Here is a 25,084-nt window from a genome sequence, read left to right on the forward strand (position 1 = left end):
TCCAAACTTATCTAGGTTGTACAATTAATTTAATTGCTGTTCTCTCTTCCCCATCAATCTCAATGTCAGTAAAAGCTGGTATACACACTAAATCTACACCACTAGGAGCAACAAATCCTCTAGCTATTGCTACTGCCTTAACTGCTTGATTAAGTGCCCCAGCACCTATAGCTTGAATTTCTGCAGAACCTTTTTCACGCAATACGCCTGCTAATGCTCCTGCAACAGAATTTGGATTTGACTTTGCTGACACTTTTAATACATCCATTTATAAAGCCCCCTTTTGTATTTATAATTTATAATTTTATTATTACACTACATTACATTTATTCTACAAATAACAGAAAAATCCTCTTTTTCCAAAGAAAAATTTTAAATTTTTTGATTTATTTGAAATGATATACTATAAAATAAAGAGAAGATAATTCTTCTCTCTATTTTGCATACTCAATAGCTCTTGTTTCTCTAATTACATTAACTTTAATTTGTCCCGGATATTCTAGTTCACTTTCAATTCTTTTAACAATTTCTCTTGCAATAAGTGCTATATCATTATCAAATATTTCTTCTGGTTTTACCATAACGCGTATTTCTCTACCAGCCTGTATTGCGTATGATTTTTCAACACCTTCAAAAGAATTTGCAATTTCTTCTAACTTTTCTAATCTCTTAATATAGGCTTCTAAAGTTTCTCTTCTTGCTCCTGGTCTAGCTGCCGAAATAGCATCTGCAGCTTGCACCAATACAGCTTCTATAGTTTGTGGTTCAATATCCCCATGATGAGCTGCTATTGCATGTACTATTTCTTTAGACTCTCTATATTTTCTTGCTAAGTCCGCACCTATAGTAACATGAGGTCCTTCCATTTCATGATCAACTGCTTTTCCTATATCATGTAATAAACCTGCTCGTTTTGCTATCTTTACATCTGCACCTAATTCAGCTGCCATTAGTCCTGCCAGATGTGATACTTCTATAGAATGTTTCAATACATTCTGACCATAGCTTGTTCTAAATTTTAGCCTACCTAGTAGCCTTATTAACTCTGAATGTAAGCCGTGTACTCCACAATCAAAAGCTGCTTGTTCACCTTCTTCACGTATATGAGCTTCTACTTCTCTTCTTGCTTTTTCAACCATTTCCTCTATTCTAGCTGGGTGTATTCTACCATCAACTATCAACTTTTCTAACGCTATTCTAGCAATTTCTCTTCTAATTGGATCAAAACCTGAAAGTATTACAGCTTCTGGTGTATCATCTATTATAAGGTCAATACCGGTTAAAGTCTCTAAAGTTCTAATATTTCTACCTTCTCTACCTATAATTCTACCTTTCATCTCATCATTTGGCAGCGAAACAACAGTAACTGTTGTTTCAGCTACATGATCTGCTGCACATTTTTGTATTGCATAAGAAATAATTTCTCTAGCTTTTTTATCAGCTTCTTCCTTTGCTTTACTTTCTATTTCTTTGATCATGACTGCAGCTTCATGTGTTATTTCTTTTTTAATATCCCCTAACAAAATCTCCCTTGCTTCTTCAGAAGTTAAACCTGATAGTCTCTCCAATTCCTCAATTTGCTTCTGGTATAACTCATCAATAGATGTTTCCTTTTCTTCTAGCTCTTTTATTTTCTTTGCTAAAGATTCCTCTTTATGCTGCAATATTTCGCTTTTTTTGTCTAACATCTCTTCTTTATAGACCAATCGCCTTTCAAGTTTTTGCAATTCGCTTCTTCTTTCTCTGTTCTCTCTTTCAATTTCATTTCGCATTCTGTGGATTTCTTCTTTCGCTTCTAACAAAAGTTCTTTTTTATTGGTTTCAGCTTGCTTTTTAGCTTCTTCAATTATTCTCTTTGCAGCTTCCTCAGCACTTTTAATTTTACCTTCTGCAATCCCTTTTCTAATTAAATAACCAGTTACGGTTCCAACTCCAACACCTGTTATTGCTATCAATATTTCTACAATAATAAAGCACCTCCTCTACTATTTTCTTTTCAAGTTACGTTATCTCATAAAACATAACCTTACAAAACATAAGCAAAAATAATAAAACTTCTTGATTAATAGTTTTAACTCCGACTTTTTAGTCAATAGTTAAAATCTAAAATCAATTTAATTCCATATATATCAAAATATAAATATAAAATATAAACCGAGTAAACTCGGCTTATGAGTTGTTACCTGTCTTTTCTTTTAATTAAAAGTAACAACAAACCATTACCATTTTCCGTTTTTATTTTATTACTTTTTATAGCTTATGTCAAGTTATTTCCAATTCATTACTTCAGTAACATTATAGAACAAAATTATTCTTAATTATTACTTTAAAAATCTATTTTAAATATACCAATCAAGATTGCAACAAGAAATAAACAGCCTCACTAAAGAGACTGTTTATTTCTTGTTTTTTACATTTTTTTCTTCATCTTTATTATTTATTTGTTTTTCTTTTATACTTAATCCATACTTAATTCTTATTTTTTCTTCGATTTCTTGAGCTATTTTTATATTTTCTCTTAAGAATGCTTTTGCATTTTCTCTTCCTTGTCCAAGCCTATATTCTCCATAACTATACCAAGACCCTGATTTATTAATAATTCCATCAGATACACCAACATCTAATAAATTACCTTCTTTAGAAATACCTGTACCATACATTATATCAAATTCTGCAATCTTAAAAGGTGGTGCAACTTTATTCTTCACTACCTTTACTTTCGTTCTATTTCCTATCATCTCATCACTTTGTTTTAAAGTTTCAACTTTTCTTACATCTAATCTAACTGAAGCATAAAACTTCAAAGCTCGTCCACCCGGTGTAGTTTCAGGATTACCAAACATTATACCAACTTTTTCTCTCAATTGATTAATAAATATAGCTATTGTGTTAGATTTTTTTATTGCACCAGCTAGTTTCCTTAAAGCTTGCGACATAAGTCTAGCTTGTAAACCTACGTGACTATCTCCCATTTCTCCTTCTATTTCTGCTTTAGGGACTAAAGCTGCAACTGAGTCTATTACAATTACATCTATTGCTCCACTTCTTACTAACGCTTCTGCAATCTCTAAAGCTTGTTCACCAGTGTCAGGTTGTGACACAATGAGATTATCGATATCAACTCCAAGTCTTTTAGCATAACTTGGATCTAATGCATGTTCAGCATCAATAAATGCAGCAGAACCACCTTGTTTTTGAGCCTCTGCTATTACATGAAGAGCTACTGTTGTTTTACCAGAAGATTCTGGCCCATAGATCTCTACAATTCTACCTCTTGGTAAGCCACCTATACCTAGAGCAATATCTAAACTTAATGCCCCAGTAGAAATCGCTTCAACATTAAGTTTAGAATCTTCACCTAATTTCATAATCGAACCTTTACCAAATTGTTTTTCAATCTGACTTATAGCCATTTCTAAAGCTTTTTTCTTTTCTAACATATTCTCCCAGATAACTCTGGTTCACCTACCTTTCATTATTCGAACTTATGTTCTATTGTAATTATATAACAATTTTGATACACAGTCAATCTTATTTTTTGTTTTTACTCAAATTTTAAAAAGATATCAGATTAATAAAAATCTGATATCTTTTTAAACTATTTATTACCAGCCAAATAAACGTTTTTATTTTTATAAAGATAATCAAATCCTGAAATTAATGTAAAAATAACAGCCAAAGTAACAGATATCTTGTCAAACGGTATATGTATTAATCTAAAAGGATAATTGTCCAATAACAAAGTTATTATAGCTACTATTTGTGATATTGTTTTAATTTTGCCCCACCAACTCGCTGCAATAGTAATACCTTCTGAAGCAGCTAATACTCTTAAACCTGTAATTGCAAACTCTCTTGCTATAATAAGTATTACGACCCAAGCTGATAATTTTCCTTTTTCAATTAACGATATTAATGCAGCCGATACTAATAATTTATCAGCTAAAGGATCCATGAATTTACCAAACTTAGTTATTTGATTTCTCTTTCTCGCTATGTATCCATCTAAACTATCTGTAAGAGCAGCTAGTATAAATATAAACGCTGCTATATATTCACCATAAGGTATTTTGACTAATAGAAAAAACATAAAAACCGGTACTAAAAATATTCTTATTATAGTTAACTTATTTGCTAAATTCATAATCAATCTCTCCTATTAAATCATATTCTAAACAATCAAATATTCTTACATTCACAAAACTACCTAAAGTTAAATAATGTTTACTGTGTACATAAACAAGTCCATCAATTTCTGGACTATCCATATAACTTCTTCCTAGATATACCAAACTATTTTCTGTTTTTTCAATCTCTTCTTCTATTAAAATTTTATAAATATCCCCTATTCTTTCTCTATTCTTTTCAAATGATATCTGTTTTTGTATTTCCATAATAATAGATTTTCTTTCTTCCTTTATTGACTCATCAACTTGCCCTTTAAAACTAGCAGCTGGTGTACCCTCTTCTTTTGAATATGCAAAAACGCCCAATCTATCAAACTTCATGTCCTTTACAAATTCACATAATTCATTAAACTCCTCCTCAGTCTCACCTGGAAATCCTACAATTAATGTAGTTCTAATAACAATATTAGGTATTCTATTCCTAAGTTTATTTATTAAATTTACTATACTCTTCTTTGTTGTCTTTCTATTCATTCTTTTCAAAATTCTATTATTTACGTGTTGAATCGGTATATCTACATATTTAACTACTTTTTCATTCTCTTTTATACTATCAATAAGTTCATCGGTAAAATCATCTGGATATAAGTACTGTAATCTAATCCATTCTAATCCTTTTATTTTATTTAATTCATCTAACAGTTTCGGTAATTTAACTTCATTATATAAGTCTATCCCATATTTTGTAGTATCTTGCGCTATTAAAATTATTTCTTTTTTCCCAACTTCAACTAATTTTTCAACTTCTGCAACAATTTTTTCTATAGGTCTACTCCTATATCTACCTCTAATTTTAGGTATAATACAATAAGTACAAAAATTATTACACCCTTCAGCAATCTTTACATAAGCAGTAGGATTAGATGAACCTATGAATCTAGGTAAAATATCATAATCAAAATTATTTATCTCACCAGCCTTTAAAGTTCTCTCACCTTTTTCAATTTCTTTTATTATATTTACTATATCTTTCAAATTTCCTGTACCAATAACTGCATCTACTTCTGGTAATTCTTCAAGAATCTCTTCTTTGTATCTTTCAGCTAAACAACCTGTTACAATTAACTTTTTACAGTTTCCTATCTTTTTGTACTCTCCTAGTTCTATTATTGTATCTATTGATTCTTCCTTAGCATCTTTAATAAAACCACATGTATTAATTACTATAATGTCTGCTTTATCTAAATCTTGTGTTAATAAATAGCCATTTTCTTTTATAATACCTAGCATTATCTCAGAATCAACTAAATTTTTTGAACATCCTAAAGTTACTAATGATACTTTTGTATTCATATAGGCTCTCCTTTCAATACTGTATTTTTAGCAAAATCTATAAGTTCATTTACTGCTTCTGATATATTTCTATATTCTATTATTTTATCAAAATGTTTTATTTTATCAATTGAATACTCATATAATGGATCATAATATTCAATCATCAATTCTTTTACTACATAATCAAAATTCTGTATTTTAACCTGTTTTATCAACTCTTCAACCTTGTTACTTCCTAATCTTTTTTTTAGTTTATTAATCGAATCTATTATTAATTCTTCGTTATAATTTTTTATATTAACATATTCATCAATTATATTTTTGACTCTATTATCTATACTAGTTTTTAATAGAATATGATAACCATTAGTAATATCATTATAAAGAAAATCCTGAATAATAATTTTCCCAATTCTTTTACTTTCACTTTCAACAAACATATAACTTTTATTTACCTCTTTTAATTTTTTTAATAACATTGAATCAAATTTTTTTTGAGTACTTGATTCCTCTCTAAAATATATATTACCAAAAACAGAACCACTATTTCTAGCTAAATACTCCAAATTCAAAACAGGTTCTCCTTGTTTTTCTAATAATGATAATAGTTTTGTTTTTCCAGTTCCTGTATAACCATGTAAAACAATAAACTTGATTTTATTTTTGTACGACTGTAATGTTCTCAAAACATATTGCCTATAGCTCTTATAACCACCTTCAATTAGAATGACATCCAATCCCATTGCATCTAAAACTTTTGCTACAGAATTACTTCGCATTCCTCCTCTGTAACAAAATAATGCAATTTTTTTCCCTTCTCCTTTTATCTTATTAGCTATAGAATAAAATTTAACTAATTTCTTTGATGCATATTCAAGACCTAAAGCTTTTGCCTTTTCAACATCAACTTGTTTATAAATGTACCCTATTTCTTCACGCTCTTCATCAGTTAGTATAGGTAAATTAATAGCTTCAGGAATTGTATCAATTTCATATTCTCTTGGACTTCTTACATCTATATAAACTATACCATCTTTATCAATAACATCCTCTATCTTTACTACATTTATCATTAGTAACACCTCTTATTTAAATATTATAAACTACTCATTTAAATCCTCTTTTGTTACTAATACTTTCCTCGGTTTACTCCCTTCATATCCACCAATTATACCTCTTTCCTCCATTTCATCAATGAGCCTAGCCGCTCTGGAATATCCAATTCTGAATTTTCTTTGTAATAATGATATAGAAGCCTGTCCATGTTCTATAACTAATTCAATAGCTTTCTGTAATAATTCATCTACAGTATCATTATTTTTCTCAATTTTATTATTAACACTTTCTAGCAACTCATTCTCATAATTTTCTTCGATATTATATTTTTTTAAATAGGCAACAATCTTTTCTACTTCTTTATCACTTATATAAGCTCCCTGAACTCTTATTGGTTTTGAAGCGCCTACTGGATAATATAGCATATCTCCTTTACCTAGAAGTTTTTCAGCACCATTCATATCTAATATCGTTCTTGAATCAGCTTGTGATGATACAGCAAATGATATCCTTGAAGGTATATTCGCTTTTATAGTACCTGTTATAACATCAACAGATGGTCTCTGAGTCGCTATTATTAAATGGATACCAGCAGCTCTTGCCATTTGCGCTAATCTGCATATACTTTCTTCTACTTCGTTTGGTGCAACCATCATTAAATCAGCTAACTCATCAATTATTACTACAATTTGCGGTAATTTCTTTTCTACTTGTTCATTATCAAGTTTTTTATTATAGCTATGTAAATCTCTAACCCCTATTTTAGAAAACAGTTTATATCTTCTTGTCATTTCATTTACAGCCCAATTTAACGCAGATGAAGCTTTCTTAGGATCAGTAACAACAGGTATTAATAAGTGCGGTATTCCATTATATACACTCAATTCAACCACTTTAGGGTCAATCAATAATAATTTCACTTCATCAGGTCTAGATTTATAAAGTATACTAACTATCAAAGTGTTTATACAAACACTTTTACCAGATCCTGTAGCACCAGCTATAAGCAAATGCGGCATCTTTTCCAAGTTTGCTACTATAGGGTTACCAGTAATATCTTGACCTAATGCAAAAGGAATTTTTGTCTCTATATTCATATATTCTTTTGACAACAATACTTCTCTAATTTTAACATCTGATTTTATTTTATTTGGTACTTCAATACCTATTGCAGATTTACCTGGTATTGGTGCTTCTACCCTTATATCAGAAGATGCTAAACTTAACGCTAAATCATCAGCCAAACTTACAATTTTACTCACTTTAACACCAGGCGCAGGCTGCAATTCAAATCTAGTAATCGTTGGGCCCTTATTAACTTGTATAACTTTCGCTTCAATACCAAAATCTAATAAAGTCTTCTCTAATTTTTTTACATTATTAATTATTTGTGCTTTATCATTTTTTAATTGGTGTTTCGTAACATTATCTAACAAATCAATGCTTGGTAATTTAAAATTTTCCAAAACATTAGTACTCCTATCTTTTACTCTATCAATATCATCATTAACATCATTTTTCATAGATCCAGATTCATTGTTCTGCTGTTCTTCGATTTCTTTTGTAAAATCTAAAATCTTTATTTTTTCTTCGATTTCATCTATTTCACTATAATCATTTAATATATCCCTCTTTTCATTCGCATTCACTTGTTTAATATTCCCTATAACATTTATTCTTTGTTCTTCATTTAGATTAGCTCTATATTTATTATTTTTAAATATTTTTATAAAGTATTTTTTAAGTAATAAATAGCACTTTTTTAGTATTTTAATATAGCTAATTTTTATCAAAAGAGATAATAAGATTAATATTGTAGATATCAATACAATATATGAGCCCAATAAACCAAATAATTTTAATAGTATAAATGCAAAAAAAGCACCTAATAGTCCTCCACCATACATATTCCCAGCAGAAACAATAGATATTTTTATCTTATCAACTAAGTTTATATTTTCTATTGACGGAAAAGCTCTCAATTCAAATAAAGTTAATAAACATAAATATAACATCAATAAATATATTATTTTTTTAACGCGACTATCATTAAATTTATTAAAGAGAAATAATATACCTATAATTAAAATTATTACAGGAGATAAAACACTACCAATACCTGTTAATTCTAGTATTTTGTCTTTAATTATTTGATTGAAGTAACCATTTGAATAATTATATAAACTTGTAAATATTAATATAGAAACTGTTATTATTATAATTCCTAAAATTTCCTTACTTATACTATCAATACTTTTGTTGCTTCTATTTTTTTTATTTTTAGTTTTCTTATTTTTTTTATTAGATTTTTTTATCAACATAATCACCTCATAGAATAATTCTACAAAGTTTATAATAAACCTCTATTTCTATATCTATTTTATCAATTCAAGTAAAACAACAATTAAGCCCAGAAACCATACATAATATGAAAAATAATATAATTTTCCCTTTTCTAATACTCTGATTAAAAATTTTATCGAAAATATACCTGTTATACAAGATGAAAAGATACCAACTATAACTATTAAAAAACTCACTTCAGAAAAATTAGTATTTAGTGCTTTAGATAACTCTAATAAAGATGCACCAAAGGTTGCTGGTAATGCTAATAGAAAAGAAAATCTTGTAGCATTTTTTTTATTTAATCCCATGAATAAACCACCTACTATTGTAGAACCCGACCTAGATAAACCTGGAGTTATAGCCATTCCTTGAAATGTTCCTATTACAAGAGCATCCTTAACAGTCATTTTACGAATTGATTTTTTACCTAACTTTATTTTCTCAGCAATCCAAAGTAATATTCCAGTAAATATTAAAGCCAAACCTATAATTATAGTTGTATTATAGAAACTTTCAAAAATATTTTCTAATAAAATACCCATCAATGCTGTTGGTATCGAGCCAATGATAATCATTATGCCTAATTTCCTATATTCATTATCTATTTCAATCTTCTTATCTTTTAATAACTCAACAATAAATTTGTTAAACTCACCTATTATACTAACTATATCTTTAAAATATACAATTAAAATCGATATTAATGTCCCAAAATGTAACATCACTGTAAAAAAAAGATTTCCTTCATCAATACCAAAAAGCTTTTGTAATAAAACTAAATGACCTGAACTACTGATTGGTAAAAATTCTGTAACACCCTGGAATATTCCTAAAAAAATAGCTTTTAATAAAGACATATTATGACCCCCTTCTTAAGTATAAAAAAATATAAAAAGTGTTAATGTTTAGAATAAACACTTTAACACTTTTACTCAAGTAATTATAACATATTTTATATATATATACTATTCTTATTACTTATTACTAGATTCACTAATCATAGATTTTAATTTGCTTAACGCTTTATTTAAACCTCCTACTTCATCAATTAAACCGTATTTAACTGCTTCTTCACCAATTAAAATAGTACCTACATCATTAGCAATCTCATCTGTATCATACATAAATCTTAAAAAAGTTTCTCTATTAATTTTAGATGTTCTTAAAACAAAATCAATAATTCTTTGTTGCATTTTTTGAAAATACCTAAACGTTTGTGGCACTCCTATAACAAGACCTGTCATCCTAACTGGATGTATAGTCATTGTTGCTGTTGGTACTATAAATGAATAATCACTTGATGTAGCTAAAGGAACTCCAATACTATGACTACCCCCTAAAACTAAAGATACTTTAGGTTTACTTATACTGTTTATCATCTCTGCAATAGCCAGTCCTGCCTCTACATCACCACCTACTGTATTTAATATAATCAGAAGTCCTTTTATTTCAGGATTCTGCTGTACACTAACTAACTGAGGCATAATATGTTCATATTTAGTTGCTTTTTTTTGAGGAGGTGCTACTACGTGACCTTCAATCTCACCAATTATGTTTAATATGTGTATATCAGTTGGTAAATCTGGACTTCTTTGAACACCTAACTCTTTAATGTTTTTAGTTATTCCTGTGTCTTTATCTTCTTTCTCTTTTTCTTCAGTATCGGTTGTAGACATAATTATTTTATTGTTAAGCTTGTATTCATTATAATAATTTTCTAAAAAATTTTTACCATTCATGGTTTATCTCCTTTCAATTTTATTTATAGAATCTTACTAGTAATATTTTTTACTGTAAAATTATTTATATACAAAAAGAAAAAGTAGACATCACGTCTACTTACCTAAATTGAATTCCTTATGCAGAACTTTAATTGCTTTATGTGCGTCTTTCTCTTTGATCAAACACCAAATAGTCGTATGTGAATCAGAAGTCTGCAATATGTTTATTCCCTCATTAGATAATGCATTTACAATTTTAGCCATTACACCAGGTACTCCACTCATTTTATTACCAATAATACTTAATTTACAACAATTATCAATTAAATTATATCTAATGTTACTTCTATCTAGTATTCTTTTTAACTTACCTAAATCCTTTTTATCTATAGTAAATATTTTTCTATCTAGTAATAAATTAATTAAATCAAGACTTATATTATTTTTAGCAATTTCATTCATTAACTTTTGTATTTTTTCTTCATTACCATCTGAATAAATAATAATTTGAACTCTTTCACCCTTATGTGTAATAGCAGTTATAATATTATCTTTATTTTTATTTTTATCTATTGAATAATTATAAGTTTCAGAATAAGTAATTAAAGTACCTGTGCACTCGTTTAAAGTATTTTTTACAACAACCTTTAAATTGGCTCTTTCAGCAATTTCAACTGCTTTTGGATGAATTACTTTTGCTCCATTCTCTGCAAGTTGATAAACTTCAGAATAACATATTTTTTCAATTAATTTTGCTTCTGGTACAATTCTTGGATCAGCAGTCATTATGCCATCGACATCCGTATATATTTCAACAACTTCACTTTTTAAAGCTTCACCTAAAATAACGGCTGTAGTATCACTACCACCTCTGCCTAGAGTTGTGATGTCACCATTTTCATCTGCTCCTTGAAATCCGGCTACAATTACAATTTTATTTTGTGAAAGGTGTCTTAAAATTTTTTCAGGGTTAACTGAAATAACATTTGCTTCACCAAAGTTTGAATCTGTTACTATCCCAGCTTGTTGTCCAGTAAGTACAATAGTCTCATAACCTCTTCTTTTAATATGATCAGATAAAACAATAGCCGATATCACTTCACCACATGACATTAATAAATCTAAATCTCTTTTGCTTACATTTTGTTTGTCTACAAGACTTATAAGTGAATCTGTAGCATACGGATCTCCTTTTCGTCCCATTGCCGATACTACTACAACCAAGTTGTACGCTTCATTAAATTTGTCAATTATTTTTTTTACTACTTTCTCTCTATTTTCAAATGTCGAAACCGAAGTGCCTCCAAATTTTTGAATTATGATCTTCATAATTTCACCCCAAATAAAAACTAAATATATTATATTAATCTTTAAAATTTACTTAGTTTATAATATGAATCTACTAATAAATTGTTGATATCAATCCTCATCAAATTCAATTATTATCATATCATTACCAATTTTTCTAATTGCTTCCCATGGAATCTCAATTTCTGTACGATTTCTCAAAATATTTAATTGTAACGAATTATCTGGAACAATTAAGTATTCTATCTTGCCTGTTTTTTCATCTATTACTAAATCTGAATCAGCTACCATGCCTAGTCTACCGCCATCATTTAAGTTAACAATCTCTTTTCCCCCTAATTTACTTAACCTCATAAAAATCCCCCTAATCCTTTTTATTTTTATAATCTTATGCACTATTTAAGTAAATATTCATAAATATTAACTAAATACCAGTATGTCCAAAACCTCCACTACCTCTTTCAGTATCATCTAATACTTCTACTTCATTAAATTCAGCTTTTTCATATTTTACAAAAACAAGTTGCGCAATTCTATCCCCTGATTTTATCACAAATTCTTTGTCTCCAAAATTTATTAGTATTACTTTTATTTCTCCTCTATAATCGCTATCTACAGTCCCTATTCCATTAGCTAACCCAATTCCATATTTTATAGCTAAACCGCTTCTAGCTCTTATTTGTCCCTCATATCCTTCAGGTATTGATAAATAGATTCCTGTTGGTATTAATACTCTTTCCATAGGTTTAAGTACTAAATCCTTATCAATATTTGCAAACAAATCAATTCCTGATGCTCCTTTAGTTTTATAATTTGGAATTGGAAATCTGCTTTTATTAACAATCTTTACTATCATATTTACACCTCTTTTTTTATAATTTTAACTTTAATTAACCCATTATTCACTTCAAAATTATTAAAAAATAAAGATTACTAGCAACTAGTAATCTAGTCAAAGATCTTTTTAAAATCACTTTCAATTTGATGACAATTTACATCACCTACAAATGAAATATTAAGTTTATTAAAATCTAAAACTTCTTTTGCTATTCTTTCAACATCTTCTTTATGCACATTATCAATCATCTTTAAAATTTCTTTTGGCGTATACATTTTTCCATGTAAAAGTTCCGATTTACCCATAGAAGACATTCTACTAGATGTACTTTCAAGACCTAAAATATAATTCCCTTTTAACTGTTCTTTAGATTTATATACTTCATCGGAACTCAATCCACCATTCTTTATTTTATTTATTTCTTCTTTTATCAATTGTAAAACAGTAGTCACGTAATTAGGATTTAAACCTGCATAAATTGTAAACATACCTGTATCTTTATAAGATGATGGATATGAATATATAGAATAGGTTAATCCCCTTTCTTCTCTAATTTTTTGAAATAGCCTTGAACTCATACTTCCACCAAAAATATTGTTCAATACCATAAGATAATACATTTCATTTGTTCCTTGAGGCACTCCCTTCATACCAAGACAAAGATGCAATTGTTCAGTGGTTTTGTTTTTTCCCATAACTTTTCTATAAAACATCGGTGGATGCTGCCTTTTCTTTTTTTTATCTACTGGATTCCAATTTGAAAAATATTTAGATACTAATTTTATTACTTCATTTGTATTAAAATTGCCTGCTATAGATATAACAGTATTATTAGGTGTATAATATTGTTTATAATAATTTAATATGTCTTTTCTATCAATTCTCTTCAAAATACTACTATTGCCCAAAATTGGATATGCTAGAGGATGTCCATCAAACATAGTCTGACATATTAAATCATGTACTAAATCTTCAGGTGAATCTTCATACATATTAATTTCTTCAAGTACTACATTCTTCTCTTTAATAATATCTTCTTCATTAAATTTTGAATTAAAAATCATATCAGCTAATACATCAACTGCTAAAGGTAAATGTTCATCTAAAACTTTTGCATAAAAACAAGTACATTCTTTGCTAGTAAATGCATTTAATTGTCCTCCTACACTATCTATGCTTTCTGCAATCTGTTTAGCTGTTCTATTTTCTGTTCCCTTAAACAACATATGTTCAATAAAATGTGATATCCCATTATTATTCTGATCTTCAAATCTAGATCCAGTCTCAATCCAAATCCCTATTGAAACAGACTTTACATAAGGTATATTTTCTATTACTATCCTTAGACCATTCTCTAATACTATCTTATTAAGCATTTCTTCCTCCTACAATTTACTATTACTTATCTTTGTTTATTATAGAATAGTTTATCAATTATTTCAATAATATCACTAATTTTTTATAACATCACTTACTCTACCTATTTTATACCCCTTTCTTTTTAATGACTCTATAATTATTGGTAGCGCCTTGATAGTTTCTTTTTTAGGGTGCATTAATACTATGGCTGAATTATGTGATTTACTAACAACTCTTTTAACTATCTTTTCTTTTGTACTGTCATCTCGCCAATCAATCGTGTCTATGCTCCACATTATTATTTTATAATTCAAATCTTTAGCTGCTCTTATTGTATGCTTATTATATGCTCCTGATGGAGGAGCAAAATATTTAGGCTTTACTCCAGTAGCTTTGTAGATAATTTTTTCAGCCTCAAGTATTTGTTTTCTATTAGACTCGTAATTCAATTTACTATAATCTTTATGTAAATATCCATGGTTACCTATTTCATGACCATTTAAATATATTGCTCTAAGTAATTCATTATTATTTTTTGCCCATCTCCCTGTTACAAAAAATGATATTTTTACATTATATGTATTAAAAATATTTAGCATTGGCTTAATATATTCATTACCCCAATCTACATTGCAAGCAAATGCAATAACTTTTTCATTGATGTTACCTTTATAAAAAATATCATTATTATTATTAAAAGTTTCTCTGCTATTACCATAAAGTGTTTTAAACAATAAAATAGAAACACCTATTATCAATAATATTAATAATAATATAAAAAACCTTATAATTGTTTCATATTTAATATAATAGATTTTCATACAATTCCTCCTCTTCCTATATTTTATTAATATATTATTCAAAAAAAAGTAATTTTATCAAAAAATAAAATAAGACATAAACCATATTGTGGCTCATGTCTTATTTTTCATCACTTTCTTTTGGTAATGCATCTTTTCTTGATAGATTTATTCTTCCTTGCTTATCAATATCAATTACCTTAACCAAAATTTCATCACCTACAGTTAGAACATCTTCAACTTTGTTTACTCTTTGTTTATCTATATTCGAAATATGAACTAGTCCTTCTTTACCAGGCCAAATTTCAACAAAAGCTCCAAAAGGTGCTAGCTTAACTACTTTTCCTAAGTATATTTCACCAACATTAACTTCTCTTACAATATCTTCTATCATTTTTATTGCTTTTCTGCCTTTTTCTATATCAGTTGAAGCTACCATTACTCTTCCATCATCTTCAATGTCTATTTTAACACCTGTTTCTTCAATAATTTTATTTATCATCTTGCCGCCTGGCCCAATAATATCTCTAATTTTGTCTGGATTAACGTTTATAGTTAATATTCTTGGAGCATAAGGTGAAAGTTCTTCTCTAGGTTTAGAAATAACTTGATTCATTTTTTCAAGTATATATAATCTACCTTGTCTAGCTCTTTCTAATGCTTCTTTTAATATCTCTCTTCCAATACCAGGTATTTTAATATCCATTTGTATTGCTGTAATGCCATCTTCTGTACCAGCTACTTTAAAATCCATATCTCCAAGAAAATCTTCTAATCCTTGTATATCAGTCAATATAGCAACATTTTCTTCAGATTTAATCAATCCCATAGCTATACCTGCAACTGGCTTTCTAATAGGAACACCTGCATCAAGTAATGCTAAAGTACTACCACAAACACTAGCCTGTGAAGTTGAACCATTAGAACTTAGAACTTCTGAAACTAGCCTAATTGTATATGGAAATTCTTCTTCACTAGGTATTACTGGCTCTAACGCTCTTTCAGCTAAAGCCCCATGTCCAATTTCTCTTCTTCCAGGCCCTCTTAAAAATCTAGTTTCACCAACACTATATGGTGGGAAATTATAATGATGCATATATCTTTTAGATTCTTCCTCTGTTAACCCATCTAAAATTTGTACATCTCCTGGTGCGCCTAATGTTGCTATTGTCATTACTTGTGTCTGACCTCTTGTAAATAATCCTGATCCATGAGTTCTTGGCAATAATCCAACTTCACAACTTATCGGTCTAATTTCATCTACTTTTCTATTATCTGGTCTTATTCCTTTTTCTAGGATTAATTTTCTCACCTGTTCTTTTGTTATATTATAAATTGTATCTTCAATATCTTTCTGATTTTCAGGATACTTTTCTAAAAAGTAATTCATTGTTTCTTGACTAACTTTATCCATATTTTCAAGTCGCTCTTGTTTATCAATAGTTTGAATTGCTTCTATCATTTTCTCTGTTGCATATTCTCTAACCTCTTTTTCTATAACCTCATCTACTTTATATAGGATTACTTCTTGTTTTTCTTTTCCTACTTCAGCTACAATACCATCAATAAATTCACATATTTTTTTTATTTCTTCATGAGCTAACATTATTGCATCAAGCATAACATCTTCAGTAACTTCATTCGCACCTGCTTCTACCATCATTACAGCTTCTTTAGTTCCAGATACTATTAAATTCATAATTGACTTTTCTCTTTGCTCACTTGTAGGATTAATAATAAACTCACCATCTATTAACCCCACTGAAACTGAGCCTGTTGGTCCATTAAAAGGTATATCTGAAATTGATAAAGCAACTGATGATCCTATCATAGCTACTATATCAGGAGTACAATCTTGATCAACAGATAATACTGTTGCTATAATTTGCACATCATTTCTATAACCTTTTGGGAACAATGGTCGTATTGGCCTATCTATTAGCCTAGAAGTCAGTATGGCTTTTTCACTTGGTTTACCTTCTCTTTTTATAAAACCTCCAGGTATCTTACCCACAGCATATAATCTTTCTTCAAAATCTACACTTAATGGGAAAAAGTCTATACCTTCTCTAGGTTCTTTAGATGAAACTGCAGTAACTAAAACTACTGTATCACCATAACGAACTAAACATGCTCCATTAGCTTGCTCTGCAACTTTCCCAATAGAAATGGAAAGTTTCCTTCCTGCTAATGTATATTCAAATACTTTTTCTTCCATATTCTACCTCCTTTTCTGTTCAATTTCTTAACATTTTTATATTATATCCTTAATTACAAAAATAATCCAGAACAAATGATAAAATAATAGAGCGGGCTCCCCCCGCTCATAAATTATTTTCTTAAACCTAATCTTTCTATCAAGTTTCGATATCTTTCAATATCATTCTTTTGTAAATAATTTAATAATCCCCTTCTCTTACCAACCATTTTAAGTAACCCTCTTCTTGAATGGTAATCCTTCTTATGAATTTTTAAATGCTCATTTAACTTATTAATTTGATAAGTTAAAATGGCAACTTGAACTTCTGGGGATCCAGTATCAGTATCGTGTAATTTGTACTCTTCAATTATTCTTGTTTTTTCTTCTCTACTTAAAGCCATAAAAACACCTCCAATTATTTTTTTTACACCTTTAGCCAAGATTAACGCCGGAGATACGCTATTCTTAGCAAAAGGACTCTAACATAGGTATTTTAACACAAAACTTTGATTTTGTAAATATCTAATTAATGTTTTCTAAAGCATTTATATCTATTTTTATTTGTTGTACAAGTTTACTTATGTCATCAAACTTCTTCTCTTCTCTTATAAAATCTATAAATTCAATTAAAATCGTTTTACCATATAAATTTTGACTATAATCTAAAATATGTGTTTCTATACTTAACTTCTCTCCATTTAAAGTCGGATTAAATCCAATGTTAGTTATACTCAGAAACTTATTGCCATCGATTATTGTATTAGTCTTATAAACACCTAATTTAGGAATGACAATGTTTGAATCAAAAAAAATATTAGCTGTTGGAATCCCTAATTTTCTACCAATACCGCGGCCTTTAATTACTTTACCTTCTATCGAATAACGCCTTCCTAATAACTTACTGGCTAAATTCACTTTTCCATTTCTAATAAGCTCTCTAATTTGAGTACTACTAACAAGTATATTATCTCTTGTTATTGGAGGAACAGCAATAACATCAAAATTATATTTTGTTCCTATTTCTTTCAAATATTGTAGATCACCTTTTGCTAAATAACCAAATCTAAAATTAAAGCCAACAACTACTTTTCTTACATTTAATATATCTACTAATATCTTTTCAATAAATTCTAATGGAGTAAACTTCATTAAAGTCTCTGTAAATTGAACCATATACAAAAGTTCAACACCTAATTCTCTAAAAAGAGCTATTTTTCTATTTTTGCTAATTAATAATTTAGGTGTATTCCCACCTTTTATTGTACTAGTAGTGTGATTATCGAAAGTAAACACAGTACTAACTAATCTTTCTTCTTTAGCAATATTAACTATTTGCTTAATCAAAGCCTGATGTCCTATATGTAACCCATCAAAATTTCCTAAAGCTACAACCGTTGGATTTACCGATTTATTTATAAGCTTTTTTACAATTTTCATAAAAATCACCTTTATATAAGAACCTTCTCCATCTTAACATATTTTTTGCCTTTATCGATTATAACTTTTCCTACCCCAATAAACTCACTGTTACAATAAACTCTTATTAAATCAAAATGATTATATCTGCAGTTATCAACTTTTGTCTTATTTATAGTAATGCTACCACCATTTACTAAACTCTTATAATATTTACCTTCAAAATTAACTGATTCAAACTTTTCCAGTGCATAATCAATTGGTTTAACAATAGAACTAATATCACCATAACGCGATAATTCTTCTATTTCCTCAATTGTAAAAGAATCATAAATGTGAAAATTACCTACTCTTGTCCTCAACAAAAAAGTCATACAGCCATACGTATTCAGACACTCTCCAATATCGTTACATAACGTTCTTATATATGTACCCTTTGAACACCTGACATCAAATAAAATTTTTTTGCAGTTTTTTATATTAACTATATTTATATCATGTATGAAAACCTTTCTTGGTTTCCTCTTTATTTCGATGCCACTACGTGCTAACTCATATAATTTTTTACCTTTATGTTTTACAGCTGAAAACATAGGAGGTACCTGTTCAATTTCTCCAATAAAGCTACTGAATGCTTTTACAATCTCTGCTTCAGTTACTTCATTGCTTGATCTACAAACAATATTACCATATTTATCTTGAGTATCTGTTTTATAACCCAAAGTTATTTCAGCTCTATATTCTTTAGTTTTATCAACTAAATACTCTGATATTCTAGTAGCTTTTCCTAAACATATAGGTAGGACACCTGCAGCGTTTGGATCAAGTGTGCCAGTATGCCCTACCTTTTTTATCTTTAATGTTTTTCTAATAAAGCTTACTATGTCATGAGAAGTCATGCCTGTAGGTTTTAATACATTAATCAAACCATTCATATTATCACCTTATATAAAATCCTATTTCTTTAACTAAAAGCTCTTTTGCTTCGGTTATGTTACTGTAAATTGTACACCCAGAAGCTCTAATATGTCCTCCTCCTTGAAATACCTTTGCTATATCAGCAACATTAACATATCTTTTTGATCTTAACCCTACCTTTACCTCATTTTTTTCAATTTCTTTTAATATACATGCTACTTCAACAGTTTCTATATCTCTTATATATTCTACTATACCATCAATGTCATTAAATTCTGCATTATTTCTCTTTAGCATTTGCTGAGTTACTTGTACAACAGCTAGCTTATCATCATAATATAAATTTAAAGTATTTAAAGCTTCAATAAACAATTTTGTACTAGCTAATTTTTTATTCTGAAAAACCTCAAATGTTATTCTTTTTAAATCTATCTGTTTTTCTAAAAGCTTAGAAGCAATATAATGTGTTTCTGAATGTGTATTGTCATATCTAAAACTTCCCGTATCAGTTGCAATAGCTACATACAAACAAGTAGCTATTTCTTTATCGATATATAAATTTAAACATTTCAGTATATTATAAACTAACTCTCCTGTTGCACTTGCCTCATGATTAATAATATTTATATCCCCATAATTTGTGTTACTTATATGATGATCAATGTTCACTATATATTTAGCTTTATCTATAATATATTTAAATGAGCCTAATCTATCTAAATCACTGCAATCTAATATAATTAATAAATCAAATTTTTCGTTTTCTCCATAACTTTTAATTTTACTGATTCCTGGCAAAAATCTATATTTATAAGGTATATCATCAATTTTAAGCATAGCTACTTTTTTGTTTATACTTTCTAGAGCTAATCCTAGTCCCAATAAAGAACCTATACTATCGCCATCTGGATGTATATGCGAGACTAAACAAATATATTTTGCTTCATCTATTTTCTGTTTTAATTTTATTATTTCATCACCTATCTTCATTCTCATCTATTTTAGTTTTACTCTCCTCCTTTTGGTTTATCTTATTTAATAATTGAGATATATAAATGCCTCTTTCAATTGACTTATCTAAATAAAAAACTGGTTCAGGTGTGTACCTAATCTTCAGCTTATTTCCTATCTCTTTTCTTATAAAACTAGTTGCATTTTTTAATCCAGTTAAAGTTGCTTCTCTTTCATCCTCATTTCCTAAAATACTTACATATATTTTAGCGTATCTTAAATCCTTAGTAACTTCTACTTCAGTTATACTTGTCAACATAGAAATCCTAGGATCTTTTAATCCTTCTCTTATTAAATCGCTAACTATCTTTTTAATCTCTTCTGATATTCTCTTAAGCCTTTTTGTGCTCATGAAGTCACCTTCCTTTATTTATCTTTTAACTTCTTCTAAGGTGTATGCTTCAATAACATCTCCTTCTTTAACATCATTATATTTTTCAATGCCCAAACCGCCTTCATATCCTGTCAATATTTCTCTAACATCATCTTTAAATCTCTTTAATGATGAAATAGTTCCTTCATGAATAACAATATTATCTCTTAATAGTCTTATTTTTGAATTTCTTGTAATTTTACCTTGTTGTACATAAATTCCAGCAACAACCCCTACATTAGGTATTTTGAATGTAGCCCTTACTTCTGCTCTACCAAGTATAACTTCTTTATATTCTGGTTCAAGCATACCTTTTATTGCTGCTTCTATATCTTCAATTGCATTATATATTATTCTATATGTTCTTACATCTACTTTCTCTCTCTTTGCCAAGTCCATAGCTGGAGTCGTTGGTCTCACATTAAATCCTACAATGATTGCATTTGAAGCAGAAGCCAACATAATATCACTTTCAGTTATTGCACCTACACCACTATGGATTGTTTTTACTTTAACTTCTTCAGTGCTTAATTTTTCCAAAGCCTGTTTTACAGCTTCAATAGATCCTTTGACATCTGCTTTAATAATAATATTTAAATCTTTTACTTCACCTTTCTTTATTTGCTCGAATAAAGCATCCAACGAAATTTTTTGAGTTGCTTTTAGTTGTTCAGTTCTTAATTTTTCTTTTCTCTTTTCTGCAATTTCTCTTGCTCTTTTGTCGTTTTCAACTACATATAAGTGTTCTCCTGCATCAGGTACTTCAGATAAACCTAATATTTCAACTGGCATTGATGGAGTAGCTTTTTTTATTCTCCTACCTTTATCATCAATCATAGCCCTTATTCTGCCATGTGCAATTCCTGCAACCACTGCATCTCCAACATTTAATGTGCCTTTTTGAACAATTACGGTAGCTACAGGCCCTCTACCTTTATCCAATTTGGCTTCTATTATTGTTCCTTTAGCTTTTCTATTAGGATTAGCCTTTAACTCTTGCATTTCTGATACTAATAATATCATCTCTAGTAATTCATCAATACCTTGCTTTTTAAGTGCTGAAACAGGAACAAAAATTGTATCTCCGCCCCACTCTTCTGGAAGTAAACCATATTCGGCCAACTCTTGTTTTACACGCTCAGGATTTGCTTCATATTTATCTATTTTATTAATAGCAACTATTATTGGTACATTGGCTGCTTTAGCGTGATTTATCGCTTCCACAGTTTGTGGCATAACTCCATCATCAGCAGCCACTACTAAAACTGCAATATCTGTAACTTGTGCTCCACGAGCTCTCATTGAAGTGAAAGCCTCGTGACCAGGTGTATCCAGAAAAACTATTTTCTTATCATTAATCATTACAGTTGAAGCTCCTATATGTTGTGTGATTCCACCTGCTTCTCTTGCAGTAATATTTGTTTTTCTAATTGCATCTAATAATGATGTTTTTCCATGATCAACGTGTCCCATAACAGTAACTATTGGCGGCCTAGGTTGAAGAGTTTCTGGAGCATCTTCAAAATCTAATAAATCTTCTTCTATCTTATTCTTGTCATCTTCTTCAGTTTGAATTAATTTAACTTCATATCCGTATTCTGCAGCAATAATACTAGCTGTATCAAAATCTATCTCTTGATTAATTGACGCCATAACTCCAAGAGTAATTAACTGCCCAATCAATTGTGTAGGATTAACTTTCATTTTATCAGCTAAATCCTTTACTGTAATTTTTTCTTCAATATGAATAACATTTTTTTCTAAGTTATCTTTAATATTCTTATTTACTTCATTTTTTTGTTTTTGCATATCTTTCTTTTTATCCTTTACATCACTATTTTTATTACTATTCTCATTTTCATCTTTTGAACCTTTTTCTTCATTCATAAGCTCAATCAATAAATCAGCTACTTCATCTTCCACTGTGTTCATATGGCTTTCTATATTAATATCTAATTCATGTAGTTTCATCATCAGATCTTTACTAGACATTCCTAATTCTTTAGCAAGTTGATAAACTCTAATTTTAGTCATATAAATCACCCCCTGTAATATTTAAGGTGGCAGGAAATCACAATAGTTTAACTATTGCTTTGGAGAAGTTTTCATCACATACTGCTATTGTGGATATTAATGTTTTCCCTATGCTACTACCTAGAGTAGTTTTATCTCCATAAATAATATATTTAGTCCCATATCTCCTAGTAAGTTTAATGAATTTACTTTTTGTATTTTCTGATGCATCGCTCGCTATTATTAGTAGTCTACATTTTCTCTTTTTAATTGCGATTTCACAGCCCATTTCTCCTGATTTTAAATACCCTGCTTTCATACCTAAACCTAACAATGAATAAAACTTATTCATCTTTAGTTAACTCCTCTTTTAATTTTATGTAAACTTCTTGAGGAATATCAATCTCTAAAGCTTTATTTAACTTTTTACCTTTTATAGCCTTCTCTAAGCAATCTATATTTCTACATATATAGGCTCCTCTTCCATTAGCCTTTCCTTTTAAATCTACACTAACAATACCTTCTTTATTTTTTACAATCCTAACCAGCTCTTTTTTAGGTTTTTGTTCACTACATCCAACACATTTTCTAAGTGGTACTTTCCTTTTTTTCATCATACCACCCCTTATTCTTCTAGGTTTTCTTGACTTTCGCTTTTTATATCTATTTTCCAGCCTGTTAATTTTGCAGCTAACCTTGCATTTTGACCCTCTTTACCAATAGCTAACGATAATTGATAATCTGGAACAATTACTTTAGCAGATTTCTCTTCTTCATTTACTTCCACACTGATAACTTTTGCTGGACTTAAACTATTTGCTATAAATTCACTAATATTCTTACTCCAAATTATAATGTCAATTTTCTCACCATTTAATTCATCTACTACAGCTTTAACTCTAGTTCCTTTATGTCCAACACAAGCTCCTACTGGATCAACATTCTCATCATTAGAATAAACAGCTATTTTTGTTCTTGATCCAGCTTCTCTTGCAATATTATAAATGTCAACAATTCCATCATGAATTTCAGGTACTTCTAATTCAAATAATCTTTTTACAAGTCCAGGATGAGTTCTTGATAATATTATCTGTGGTCCCTTTGTAGTTTTTTTAACTTCTAAAATATACGTTTTAATTCTATCCCCTTGTTTATAAATCTCACCTGGGATTTGCTCTGTTGGAGGTAATACACCTTCTGTTTTACCTAGATTAATAAGTACATTACTTTTGCTTACTCTTTGAACTAAACCTGTTACAATTTCACTCTCTCTGTTGACAAATTCTTCATATATTATCTCTCTTTCTGCTTCTCTAATTCTTTGTAAAACTACTTGCTTAGCTGTTTGTGCAGCAATTCTTCCAAAGTTCTTAGGCGTTACTTCTATTCGTATTGTATCTCCAACCTGATAATTTGGATCTATCTCTTTGGCATCCTCTAAGTTTATTTCTAATAATGGATTTTCAACATTCTCTACGATTACCTTTTTTGCATACGCTTTTACTTCACCATTTTCTTTATCTATTTCTACTTCAACATTTTGGGATGTTCCAAAATTCTTTCTATACGCAGTTTTTAAGGCTGCTTCTAAAGCATCATACAATACATCTTTTGTTATCCCTTTATCTTTAACAATTTGTTCTAGAGCCTCCAAAAACTCGGCTTTCATACATATAATACCTCCCTGTTAAAAAATAACTGCCAAATTAATTTTAGCTAGATCTTTTCTATCTATTGTTATTAAACTACCTTGATCTAATTCAATAGTCACAGTAGATTTATCATAGTTCTTAAGTTTTCCAATAAACTTTTTCCTTCCTTCAATAGGTTTGTATAAGCTAATTTCTACTTCTTTTCCTAAGCTTTTTTTATAATCATTTTCAGTTTTCAAAGGTCTATCTAATCCAGGAGAAGAAACTTCCAAATAATAATTTTCTTCAATAGGATCAATTTCATCTAATCTATCACTTATCCGTTCACTTACTTTTTGGCAATCTTCTATTGTTATACCACCTGGTTTATCTATAAATATTCTTAAAAAGCGTTGTGAACCTTCTTTTACAAATTCGACATCAACAAGTTCAAAATTATAATCTTCAACTATTTGCAACGCTATTTCCCTTGTTAACTCTTCAATTTCTTTTCTATTCATACACTCACCTCCATATTTAAAGTTATTTTTTGTTAAAATATATATATATTATACAAAACGATTATCTGAATAAATTAAAGAGTGGGAATAACCCACTCTTTCTTTAGTTAC

25 protein-coding genes are annotated in these 25,084 nt (G+C 29.0%); all 25 read right to left on the reverse strand.

Translation table 11 applies throughout. The annotated features are described in order from the left end of the window. Window positions 1–7: 7 nt before the first annotated feature. A complete protein-coding gene (locus TR13x_RS02110) occupies window positions 8–268 on the reverse strand; it encodes a stage V sporulation protein S (protein WP_035163586.1) in 261 nt (86 codons plus the stop codon). A 166-nt stretch (window positions 269–434) separates the two neighbouring features. Then, a complete protein-coding gene (rny, locus tag TR13x_RS02115) occupies window positions 435–1,955 on the reverse strand; it encodes a ribonuclease Y (RefSeq protein WP_255351297.1) in 1,521 nt (506 codons plus the stop codon). Between the two features lie 441 nt (window positions 1,956–2,396). After that, window positions 2,397–3,440 carry a recombinase RecA gene (gene recA, locus TR13x_RS02120; RefSeq protein WP_054870226.1) on the reverse strand — a complete coding sequence of 348 codons (1,044 nt, stop codon included), beginning with the start codon at window positions 3,438–3,440 and terminating at the stop codon, window positions 2,397–2,399. A gap of 158 nt (window positions 3,441–3,598) precedes the next feature. Then, window positions 3,599–4,144, reverse strand: coding sequence for a CDP-diacylglycerol--glycerol-3-phosphate 3-phosphatidyltransferase (gene pgsA, locus TR13x_RS02125; RefSeq protein WP_054870227.1), 546 nt, complete (start codon window positions 4,142–4,144; stop codon window positions 3,599–3,601). Next, the gene (gene rimO / locus TR13x_RS02130; RefSeq protein ID WP_054870228.1) at window positions 4,128–5,480 is read right to left on the reverse strand and encodes a 30S ribosomal protein S12 methylthiotransferase RimO; all 1,353 of its coding nucleotides are present in this window, start codon (window positions 5,478–5,480) and stop codon (window positions 4,128–4,130) included. The genes pgsA and rimO overlap by 17 nt, the downstream gene beginning before the upstream one ends. After that, window positions 5,477–6,535, reverse strand: coding sequence for a tRNA 2-selenouridine(34) synthase MnmH (gene mnmH, locus TR13x_RS02135; protein WP_054870229.1), 1,059 nt, complete (start codon window positions 6,533–6,535; stop codon window positions 5,477–5,479). Before mnmH ends, rimO begins: the two co-directional genes overlap by 4 nt. A gap of 30 nt (window positions 6,536–6,565) precedes the next feature. Then, a complete protein-coding gene (locus TR13x_RS02140; RefSeq protein ID WP_082394749.1) occupies window positions 6,566–8,839 on the reverse strand; it encodes a DNA translocase FtsK in 2,274 nt (757 codons plus the stop codon). Between the two features lie 54 nt (window positions 8,840–8,893). Continuing rightward, window positions 8,894–9,721, reverse strand: a complete 828-nt coding sequence (gene uppP, locus TR13x_RS02145; protein ID WP_054870230.1) for an undecaprenyl-diphosphatase UppP — start codon at window positions 9,719–9,721, stop codon at window positions 8,894–8,896. A gap of 117 nt (window positions 9,722–9,838) precedes the next feature. Further along, window positions 9,839–10,603, reverse strand: coding sequence for a ClpP family protease (locus tag TR13x_RS02150; protein ID WP_304438585.1), 765 nt, complete (start codon window positions 10,601–10,603; stop codon window positions 9,839–9,841). Between the two features lie 96 nt (window positions 10,604–10,699). Next, window positions 10,700–11,914: an aspartate kinase gene (dapG, locus tag TR13x_RS02155; protein ID WP_054870231.1), complete on the reverse strand. Its 1,215-nt coding sequence runs from the start codon at window positions 11,912–11,914 to the stop codon at window positions 10,700–10,702. Between the two features lie 90 nt (window positions 11,915–12,004). Beyond that, the gene (locus TR13x_RS02160) at window positions 12,005–12,247 is read right to left on the reverse strand and encodes a YlmC/YmxH family sporulation protein (RefSeq protein ID WP_054870232.1); all 243 of its coding nucleotides are present in this window, start codon (window positions 12,245–12,247) and stop codon (window positions 12,005–12,007) included. A 70-nt stretch (window positions 12,248–12,317) separates the two neighbouring features. After that, the gene (gene dut, locus TR13x_RS02165) at window positions 12,318–12,749 is read right to left on the reverse strand and encodes a dUTP diphosphatase (protein ID WP_054870233.1); all 432 of its coding nucleotides are present in this window, start codon (window positions 12,747–12,749) and stop codon (window positions 12,318–12,320) included. A 92-nt stretch (window positions 12,750–12,841) separates the two neighbouring features. After that, window positions 12,842–14,107, reverse strand: a complete 1,266-nt coding sequence (locus TR13x_RS02170; RefSeq protein WP_054870234.1) for a pitrilysin family protein — start codon at window positions 14,105–14,107, stop codon at window positions 12,842–12,844. 75 nt (window positions 14,108–14,182) lie between these two features. Beyond that, window positions 14,183–14,911 (reverse strand): polysaccharide deacetylase family protein, encoded by a 729-nt coding sequence (locus TR13x_RS02175; protein ID WP_054870235.1) that lies wholly within the window; start codon window positions 14,909–14,911, stop codon window positions 14,183–14,185. Window positions 14,912–15,011: 100 nt separating this feature from the next. Next, the gene (locus TR13x_RS02180) at window positions 15,012–17,108 is read right to left on the reverse strand and encodes a polyribonucleotide nucleotidyltransferase (protein WP_054870236.1); all 2,097 of its coding nucleotides are present in this window, start codon (window positions 17,106–17,108) and stop codon (window positions 15,012–15,014) included. 113 nt (window positions 17,109–17,221) lie between these two features. Continuing rightward, window positions 17,222–17,491, reverse strand: a complete 270-nt coding sequence (gene rpsO / locus TR13x_RS02185) for a 30S ribosomal protein S15 (RefSeq protein WP_054870237.1) — start codon at window positions 17,489–17,491, stop codon at window positions 17,222–17,224. A 121-nt stretch (window positions 17,492–17,612) separates the two neighbouring features. Beyond that, a complete protein-coding gene (locus TR13x_RS02190; protein ID WP_054870238.1) occupies window positions 17,613–18,527 on the reverse strand; it encodes a bifunctional riboflavin kinase/FAD synthetase in 915 nt (304 codons plus the stop codon). 11 nt (window positions 18,528–18,538) lie between these two features. Then, window positions 18,539–19,441: a tRNA pseudouridine(55) synthase TruB gene (truB, locus tag TR13x_RS02195; RefSeq protein WP_054870239.1), complete on the reverse strand. Its 903-nt coding sequence runs from the start codon at window positions 19,439–19,441 to the stop codon at window positions 18,539–18,541. Window positions 19,442–19,445: 4 nt separating this feature from the next. After that, window positions 19,446–20,420 carry a bifunctional oligoribonuclease/PAP phosphatase NrnA gene (locus tag TR13x_RS02200; protein ID WP_054870240.1) on the reverse strand — a complete coding sequence of 325 codons (975 nt, stop codon included), beginning with the start codon at window positions 20,418–20,420 and terminating at the stop codon, window positions 19,446–19,448. Beyond that, on the reverse strand, window positions 20,401–20,787 hold the full coding sequence (gene rbfA, locus TR13x_RS02205) for a 30S ribosome-binding factor RbfA (protein ID WP_054870241.1): 387 nt from the start codon (window positions 20,785–20,787) through the stop codon (window positions 20,401–20,403). The genes TR13x_RS02200 and rbfA overlap by 20 nt, the downstream gene beginning before the upstream one ends. An 18-nt stretch (window positions 20,788–20,805) precedes the next feature. Next, window positions 20,806–22,842, reverse strand: a complete 2,037-nt coding sequence (infB, locus tag TR13x_RS02210; RefSeq protein WP_054870242.1) for a translation initiation factor IF-2 — start codon at window positions 22,840–22,842, stop codon at window positions 20,806–20,808. Between the two features lie 37 nt (window positions 22,843–22,879). Next, on the reverse strand, window positions 22,880–23,173 hold the full coding sequence (locus TR13x_RS02215; RefSeq protein ID WP_054870243.1) for a ribosomal L7Ae/L30e/S12e/Gadd45 family protein: 294 nt from the start codon (window positions 23,171–23,173) through the stop codon (window positions 22,880–22,882). Further along, window positions 23,166–23,438: an RNase P modulator RnpM gene (gene rnpM, locus TR13x_RS02220; protein ID WP_152912093.1), complete on the reverse strand. Its 273-nt coding sequence runs from the start codon at window positions 23,436–23,438 to the stop codon at window positions 23,166–23,168. Before rnpM ends, TR13x_RS02215 begins: the two co-directional genes overlap by 8 nt. Before the next feature lie 8 nt (window positions 23,439–23,446). Further along, window positions 23,447–24,490: a transcription termination factor NusA gene (gene nusA / locus TR13x_RS02225; RefSeq protein ID WP_054870245.1), complete on the reverse strand. Its 1,044-nt coding sequence runs from the start codon at window positions 24,488–24,490 to the stop codon at window positions 23,447–23,449. Between the two features lie 18 nt (window positions 24,491–24,508). Continuing rightward, window positions 24,509–24,973, reverse strand: coding sequence for a ribosome maturation factor RimP (gene rimP, locus TR13x_RS02230; protein ID WP_054870246.1), 465 nt, complete (start codon window positions 24,971–24,973; stop codon window positions 24,509–24,511). Window positions 24,974–25,084: the final 111 nt, after the last annotated feature.

The sequence above is a fragment of the Caloranaerobacter sp. TR13 genome (assembly GCF_001316435.1).
Classification (GTDB): Bacteria; Bacillota; Clostridia; order Tissierellales; family Thermohalobacteraceae; genus Caloranaerobacter.